Here is a 7,515-nt window from a genome sequence, read left to right as displayed (position 1 = left end):
CGATAAACCTGACCTTTGCCAAGCTCGCCTGTGTTGTCCATAATCTGTACCTTAACTTTTGTAGATACGTCCACATCTTGCTTTTTACTGCTTTCCACGATGTCAAGAGCAAGAATAAGCTTATCTTCCAAATTTCCGTAATAAATTCTGTTCCCGCATCTTAAAAGCGGCTTACCTTTGTACATAAGACCTTTTTTCTTTTTTACCGCTGCCATAACCAAAATCCTCCTTTTAATCTCTCTATACTAAATTATATCCTTCTTTTACGGCTTTTATATTCATCTCTATAAGTTTATGCTTGTTTTCCGGTAAAGATTTCTTCATTGTGTATTCAATTTCATCGATTGTAAACAACTCCGTTTTCTTCAACACCGCACCGAGCATAACCATATTTGCAAGACTCTTATTACCCATATTATGAGCCGTTTCGGTAGCATTCACGCAAATTTCGTTTACATCCTCTCTTTCCGACTTTCTGTCTATAAGCGACGTATCTATAAACACATATCCGCCGTCCGAAACCGTATTTTCAAATTTATCAAGTGACGGTTTATTCATTGCCACAAGGATATTCGGTCTTGTAACAATCGGCGAACCAATCGGCTCATCATCTATTATAACGTGACAATTTGCAGTACCGCCACGCATTTCAGGTCCGTATGACGGCAGCCAAGAAAGTTTTTTGTCTTTAAGCATTGCCGCAAACGCAAGTATTTTGCCTGTAAACAAAATCCCCTGACCGCCGAAACCGGCAAGTATCATTTCACAATTTTTCATTATTTATCCTCCTCGACGTCCTCAATATCTTTAAAAACACCAAGCGGATAATACGGAATCATTTCATCTCTGACTCTCTGCATAGCCTCAACAGGTGACATTCCCCAATTTGTCGGACAAGTCGAAAGTACTTCGACTATTGAAAATCCCTTACCGTTTATTTGATTTTCAAATGCTTTCTTTATAGCCCTTTTAGCGTCCTTTATATGCGGTACGGAATCAGTTGAAACTCTCGCAATATATGATGGTCCGTCAAGTGTGGCAAGCATTTCGCACACTCTTACGGGATTACCTTGTATTTTCGGATCACGTCCGTAAGGTGATGTCTGCGTAACTTGTCCCGGAAGTGACGTTGGTGCCATTTGACCGCCTGTCATTCCGTAAATTGTATTATTGATGAATATAACGGTTATATTCTCGCCTCTTGCGGCACTGTGTACTGTTTCGGCAGTACCTATTGACGCAAGGTCGCCGTCACCCTGATATGTGAACACAACCCTGTCCGGCAGTGAGCGTTTTATACCCGTTGCCACTGCAGGCGCTCTGCCGTGTGCCGCTTGTACAACATCAAAGTCAAAATAATTATGTGCCGTTACCGCACAGCCTACCGGCTCAACCGCAATGGTTTTGCCGCTAATATCAAGTTCATCAATGACTTCACATACAAGTCTATGCACAATTCCGTGCGAACAGCCGGGGCAATAGTGAAAAACTGTATCGGTTAATGAATTTGGCTTTTTAAATATCGTTTTCATATTATTGTACCTCCTTCATTATGCTCTTAACCTTTTCCTCAACTTCATCCGGTGTCGGTATAATACCGCCCGTACGTCCGCAGAAATAAACAGGTGCACTGCATTCACACGCAAGCTTAATATCTTCAATCATTTGTCCGGTACTCATTTCAACAGACAAAAACGCTTTCGGTTTAACCGTTTTAAAAATCTTTTCAGGGAACGGCCAAAGTGTTATCGGACGTATAACGCCCACTTTTATTCCCTCTTCACGAAGTGACTTAACCGCCGTTTCGACAACTCTTGAAGTAATACCGTATGACGATATGATTATATCGGCGTCATCAATATCATGTGCCTCATATCGCTGCAAGTTTTCTTTGACAACATTATATTTTTCCTCACGCTCCAAAACTTTCTTTTCAAGTTCTGATGCCTCAAGATAAAGTGTTTCAACGACGTTTTTCTTACGTTTATTATCTGTTCCTCTTGCCGCCCAAGGTTTGTCGGCGTAAATCGGCTCAGGTATTGCATCTAAGTCGACAGGCTCCATCATTTGTCCCAAAGTACCGTCACCCAAAATCATAGTTGGGATTCTGTATTCATCGGAAATATTAAATGCTTCGGCTGTTAAATGAGCAAGCTCCTGTACGGAATTAGGTGCCAAAACAATTAAATGATAGTCACCGTGTCCGCCGCCTTTTACAGCTTGGAAATAGTCTGACTGTGCCGGTTGGATACCGCCGAGTCCCGGACCTCCGCGAACTATATTTACAATCACACACGGCAAATCTCCTGCCGCAAGATAGCTTATTCCCTCAGCCTTTAGACTTATTCCCGGACTTGATGAACTTGTCATCGCTCTCATTCCTGCCGCAGCCGCACCGTATACCATATTTATCGCTGAAACTTCACTTTCCGCTTGAAGAAATACTCCGTTTATTTTCGGCATTTTCTTCGCCATATATGCCGAAAGCTCCGTCTGCGGTGTTATCGGATAACCGAAAAAGTGACGACAGCCCGAACGAATTGCCGCCTCTCCTATTGCCTCATTACCTTTCATTAAAACCTTTTCACCCATCTGTCAGTCCTCCTCAATCGTGATAGCCGCGTCAGGACAAATTGTCGCACAAAATGCACAACCGATACATTTATCTTGTTCAAATATTTCAGCGGGTTTGTAACCCTTTTCATTCATTTTATCGTCCGATATTCTAAGAATTTTCTTAGGGCAGACACTTACGCAAAGTTCACAACTTTTACAACGTTCTTCGTTGAAGATAACTTTCTTCAAAAAAATCAACTCCTTTGTTGGGTTTTCACTGTATTTCCCATGGCCTTAAAATACAGATATTCATACGAAATACAGTATCCTTCAAATTCGTCGGAACGTTTGAAAGAGCCTTATCAATTCCGCAATTTTTTGTTATGACTATACCCATTTTCTTTGATAGCATTTTAATTTCGTCGTATCCCGAAAATAAAGTAGTTTCGTCTGTTTGGTCGGATAAATTCGTGTTATTGTATATATCCGTAAATTTCAAACGTGATGCACTCTCTATTCTCTCTGCGATTTCAATTAATTCATCATTCGTTCTTGTCAGAGGACGTTTTGTATTAACAATAAAATGCATCTCATAACCATATTTATCAAAATATTGTTTATACTGTCCTAAAGCCAATGCACCGTCATCGTCACCGCCGACGTCGAAAACAACAACAGAATTGTCATTATTAAACACGCTTAAAATATCAAGCGGCATTGTCGGCATATCAACATTTGACGACGCATAATTATTTGCAACAACTTTTATTCCGTTTTTCATTAGTACATTTCTTGCATCATTTGTTCTGAAATAAGGGTTTACAATATCCAAATCAACGATTACAACATCTTCGCCCTTCTTTTTCTCTTGTAGAGCGAAATTCAGTGCCACCTCAGTTTTTCCGCTGCCGAAATGACCTGTAAATATATGAATTCTATTTTTCATCTCTACTCCTATAAATAACAAATTCGTCAAAAATATAAATATATTATACCATAGCTTTTATAAAAATTCAACAACTTTATATGAATTATTCCTCTTTTTCGTACATAAACTCTTCAATTTTTTCTACAAATTCAAACTTTTTACTTCCTGCAATATATCCGCAATATGTCGCCAATATTGGCACTACAAGCATTAAAATACCCGAATAAATCGTATATGTTCCATTCGCCAATCCCATTATGCCGTTATACGGGAAACTCCAATAATAAAAAATTACATTAATTATTGTAGGCACAACTCCGTGAATACCGATTTCGTCACTGAACTTTGCCCATACAAATGCAAAAAGTGCCATCAAAATCGCTGTAACAACGGAAATAAGTACACCGAACATAGCACCTTTTAATTTACTCGGCTTTAGCGGTGTATACGATTTGTTATCTCTTATTGCAAAGTTTTTCGCAGGTATATACAGCATTGCAAAATTTACACCTATGAATATAACAGAAATTATTTCCTTGGCAATATTCATTGACAGGAAGTACCAAAACGCAACCAATCCGAACACAAATGCCACACCTGATGCCGCAACTTGCATTAAAAGCATATATACAAACTGATATTTTACAGTTATTTTCATTGAATCTTTCATATAAAATACACTCCTTATATTATTTTCCTACGGATATTCCGGCAAGATACCCCGACGACCACGCCCACTGCAAATTATATCCACCGCAGTCACCGTCTATATCAAGTACTTCGCCTGTTGCGTATAAACCGTTTACAAGCTTTGATTCCATAGTATTCGGGTTAAAATCGTCCGTAATCACACCGCCTTTTGTAACCTGTGCATTGTTCCACGACATTGTACCCGTAATTTTAAAATTCCATTTTTTTATTGTTGAACATATACGTCTGATTTCCTTTTCACCCAGCGTTACCGCATATCTTGAAAGCGGCTCAATTCCACAATATTTTAAAAGTGCCTGTCCGACACGTTTGTTAAACATTCCGACAAAGAAATTTTCAAGCGTAATTTTAGGGTTTTGATACATTCTTACACTTATCATATTATATAATTCGTCCTCTGAATATTCGCTCATTATATCAAGCGAAATCGTCTTTTGATTTTTCAGCCGTGACGAAAGTGAGAACACCGCAGGGCCTGATAAACCGTATTCGGTAAACAAAACTTCGCCGTATTCTTTAAAGTTACCGAGCGATACATTTGCATTCAGCTTTATACCTTTCAACTTCTTAACAACGTCCGTTTCTGTTTTAATCTGCACAAGTGACGGTGAAAGCTCCGTCACCTTATGACCGAAACTTTCTAAAATTTCATATCCGACACCTTTTGAACCTAAATTCGGTGCGGCTTTTCCGCCTGTTGCGACAATTACGTTGTCGGCATATTCGCTCTGTCCGTTATATGAAATAACATTAAAACCGCTTTTCTTTTTCTTCACTTTTTCGACTTCAAACGATGTTACAATCTTAACACCGAGCGAATCAAGTCTAAACCTCAAAACATCAAGCACCGCAGATGCTTGATCTGAATACGGATACACCTTTCCCTCATCTTCGGTTTTACTTACAATACCGAGTTCAGAGAAAAATTCAAGTGTTTCTTCCACCCAAAATTTATTTCTTGCACCCATTATAAATTTAGGATTTCTGCCGTGATAATTTTCAATATCAGCATTCATATTAGTCATATTACAGCGACCGTTGCCGGTTGCAAGTATCTTTCTGCCTACTCTTTCACCGCTTTCATATATTGTAACGCTGTTTCCGTTCTGTGCCGCAAATATCGCCGCAAAAAGTCCGGACGCCCCTCCGCCTATAACCGCAATTTTCTTACTCATTATTTTCACTTTCCTCTGACATTTTCTTCATTTCTCTGGCCGTAAAATAGTCCGACATAATCGCACGAATTATAGCAAGAACAGGCACTGAGAACAACATTCCCATAAAACCGAACAATGCGCCGCCGACCGTAACCGCAAAAATAATCCACAAAGGTCTGATTTCAAGCGAATCCCCCATAATCTTAGGACCTAACAAGTTTCCGTCAATCTGTTGAAGGACAAGCAAAACAACACCCGTCCAAACACCTTTCCACACACCGCCTGTGATGAACGTTACAATCAGTGAAATAACAAATGATATAATCGAACCGAAATACGGTATCATATCCATTGCACCGATAAACAAACCGAGTATAAGCGCATACTTAACATTCATAATCATAAGCACGATACTGCACACAACAGCCATTATAATACTGCACATAAGTCGGCTGTAAAGATAATTTGTAAAAATATCATTTATACGTTTTGCGTGTTCCGTAATTGAATTTGCACGCTTTTCTTTTAGGAATATTCCCATCAAACGAAAAATACCCTTTTTTAATCGTTCCTTGTCAATAAGCATATATATTGACGCAATCACCGCAACAAATATATCAAACAATCCCGTTGTCATATTGTATACACCCTGTGCATACTTGCCGAACTGCGACATATCTATTGACGTAACTATCTTATTCATCTCACTGTACAAATCAATACCATTGGCAAACAGGCTTGATTTTTTGATAATTTCAAAGTTATTGATGTAGTCTTGGAATGAAGTTATATAATTCGGCAAATTGTTATACAAATCCATAATATTCTTGTACAATGCCGGAATTAACATTCTCAAAATTGCCAGAACAGCCATAATCGCCAAAACATATATTGTTATAATACTTATGCCGAGCGTATGTTTTTTTATAAATGACTTTTTCGATTTAGAAAGCCATTTTTGCATACGTTTTGCGGGTATGTTGAGGATATACGCAATTATAAATGCGATGAAGAACGGCTTTACTGCGTCAAAAATTTTAGCCAAATACTGCGTTATATTATTAAAGTTATCAAAAGTTTTGTACACCGCGATAACTGCCACACAAAATACAAATGCAATTATCCATCCGTAATATTTTTCAAATCTCTTCATTTTTTCTCCTTAATAATAAAGGACGGAAACACTTCCGCCCTTTTATCTAAAGCATATATTATTCAGAAACAATAACAACAAGCTTACCGATAAATACGCCGCCTGAAATTGTACCTTTAATTTCTACCTTTTGTCCGACTTTGATGTCTTTCATTTTCTTTGCAATACCTGCAGCCGTTACAAAAGTTGTATTTCCGTCTTTGCAGAATGCTTGTTTTGAATCTGTTGATCCCTCCGGCTGTACACTGATTACGCCGTAAGAAGTATTAATTCCCGTAACGACACCGGACATTGAACCCGATGATTCTTGAGTTGATGTTGCGACAATCTTTGTTATTGCGTCACTTTCAACTGTAAGTTTTACAATATCGCCGACTCTGAAATCGTAAAGCGTCTTTTCTTCACCGTTTATAAGAATTTGTACACCGCTCGGAATTTCATATGTCTGTTCCTTATTGTCAACCTTTACAACCATAATTGACTTAGTTGCAATCGTAAGTGACTGAATTGTACCTTCAATAACCTTTGTGCTTGAAGTTGCGTTGATTTGTGTGATTACACCGTACTTCAATGTAAGTGTAACCTTATCGCCCTTGTATATACTTGAAAGGTCAACAGTTGAAGTATTTTTCTTTACAACAACGTCACTGCTTACAGCATATGTTTTACCGTTGTAAGCATCATTTCCGTGGCTGATTGTTATTTTAATATCGTCACCGATTTCCATATCTTCGATTGTTGCACCGCTTATTGTAGTTGTCTTTGATTCGCCTGCAAGAGATGCGATTTTACCGTTTACAAGATTTACTGTTACAACGTCACCGTCTGCAAAACTTCTTACAGTTGCCGGTGAGCCGTCATATGTTACCGATATATTCGACGCACATTCATAAGTTTCGTTTTCTTCCGAATCATCAGGCTTAATCTTTATTGATACAACGCCGGATTTAACAGATGAATTAACAAATCTGCCTGTGATTGTTCTGTCCTGTTCACTTGATACAGTGTCA

9 protein-coding genes and 1 pseudogene are annotated in these 7,515 nt (G+C 38.5%); all 10 read right to left on the bottom strand.

The window, feature by feature from the left end; all coding sequences use genetic code 11:
- Positions 1–215 (bottom strand): annotated as a pseudogene (locus ACLTU0_RS09650) (hypothetical protein); the annotation flags it as partial.
- 25 nt (positions 216–240) lie between these two features.
- Positions 241–777: a 2-oxoacid:acceptor oxidoreductase family protein gene (locus ACLTU0_RS09645; RefSeq protein WP_118445648.1), complete on the bottom strand. Its 537-nt coding sequence runs from the start codon at positions 775–777 to the stop codon at positions 241–243.
- Positions 777–1,532 (bottom strand): thiamine pyrophosphate-dependent enzyme, encoded by a 756-nt coding sequence (locus ACLTU0_RS09640; RefSeq protein ID WP_118445647.1) that lies wholly within the window; start codon positions 1,530–1,532, stop codon positions 777–779. The genes ACLTU0_RS09645 and ACLTU0_RS09640 overlap by 1 nt, the downstream gene beginning before the upstream one ends.
- Before the next feature lies 1 nt (position 1,533).
- Positions 1,534–2,592 carry a 3-methyl-2-oxobutanoate dehydrogenase subunit VorB gene (gene vorB / locus ACLTU0_RS09635; RefSeq protein WP_412322231.1) on the bottom strand — a complete coding sequence of 353 codons (1,059 nt, stop codon included), beginning with the start codon at positions 2,590–2,592 and terminating at the stop codon, positions 1,534–1,536.
- Positions 2,593–2,595: 3 nt separating this feature from the next.
- Positions 2,596–2,805 (bottom strand): ferredoxin family protein, encoded by a 210-nt coding sequence (locus tag ACLTU0_RS09630; protein WP_022230242.1) that lies wholly within the window; start codon positions 2,803–2,805, stop codon positions 2,596–2,598.
- Between the two features lie 25 nt (positions 2,806–2,830).
- Positions 2,831–3,502, bottom strand: coding sequence for an ATP-binding protein (locus ACLTU0_RS09625; protein ID WP_412322230.1), 672 nt, complete (start codon positions 3,500–3,502; stop codon positions 2,831–2,833).
- An 85-nt stretch (positions 3,503–3,587) separates the two neighbouring features.
- Entirely contained in the window at positions 3,588–4,154 is a 567-nt protein-coding gene (locus ACLTU0_RS09620) for a hypothetical protein (protein WP_147514413.1), read from the bottom strand.
- Between the two features lie 19 nt (positions 4,155–4,173).
- A complete protein-coding gene (locus ACLTU0_RS09615; protein WP_147514412.1) occupies positions 4,174–5,370 on the bottom strand; it encodes an NAD(P)/FAD-dependent oxidoreductase in 1,197 nt (398 codons plus the stop codon).
- On the bottom strand, positions 5,363–6,505 hold the full coding sequence (locus ACLTU0_RS09610) for an AI-2E family transporter (protein ID WP_412322228.1): 1,143 nt from the start codon (positions 6,503–6,505) through the stop codon (positions 5,363–5,365). The genes ACLTU0_RS09615 and ACLTU0_RS09610 overlap by 8 nt, the downstream gene beginning before the upstream one ends.
- 58 nt (positions 6,506–6,563) lie before the next feature.
- On the bottom strand, positions 6,564–7,515 hold a 952-nt coding region (locus tag ACLTU0_RS09605; RefSeq protein WP_412322226.1), incomplete at its 5' end, for a hypothetical protein.

The sequence above is a fragment of the Hominilimicola sp. genome (genome assembly GCF_046972485.1).
GTDB classification, from domain to species: Bacteria; Bacillota; Clostridia; order UBA1381; family UBA1381; genus Hominilimicola; species Hominilimicola fabiformis.
The sequence above is the reverse complement of the archived record's forward strand: the minus strand, read 5'-3'. Positions and strand labels throughout refer to the sequence as shown.

What these genes read in the sequence shown, in the direction of transcription:
- ACLTU0_RS09645 (WP_118445648.1), bottom strand. Translation starts at nt 777, where the DNA reads ATGAAAAATTGTGAAATGATACTTGCCGGTTTCGGCGGTCAGGGGATT.
- ACLTU0_RS09640 (WP_118445647.1), bottom strand. Translation starts at nt 1,532, where the DNA reads ATGAAAACGATATTTAAAAAGCCAAATTCATTAACCGATACAGTTTTT.
- vorB (WP_412322231.1), bottom strand. Translation starts at nt 2,592, where the DNA reads ATGGGTGAAAAGGTTTTAATGAAAGGTAATGAGGCAATAGGAGAGGCG.
- ACLTU0_RS09625 (WP_412322230.1), bottom strand. Translation starts at nt 3,502, where the DNA reads ATGAAAAATAGAATTCATATATTTACAGGTCATTTCGGCAGCGGAAAA.
- ACLTU0_RS09620 (WP_147514413.1), bottom strand. Translation starts at nt 4,154, where the DNA reads ATGAAAGATTCAATGAAAATAACTGTAAAATATCAGTTTGTATATATG.
- ACLTU0_RS09615 (WP_147514412.1), bottom strand. Translation starts at nt 5,370, where the DNA reads ATGAGTAAGAAAATTGCGGTTATAGGCGGAGGGGCGTCCGGACTTTTT.
- ACLTU0_RS09610 (WP_412322228.1), bottom strand. Translation starts at nt 6,505, where the DNA reads ATGAAGAGATTTGAAAAATATTACGGATGGATAATTGCATTTGTATTT.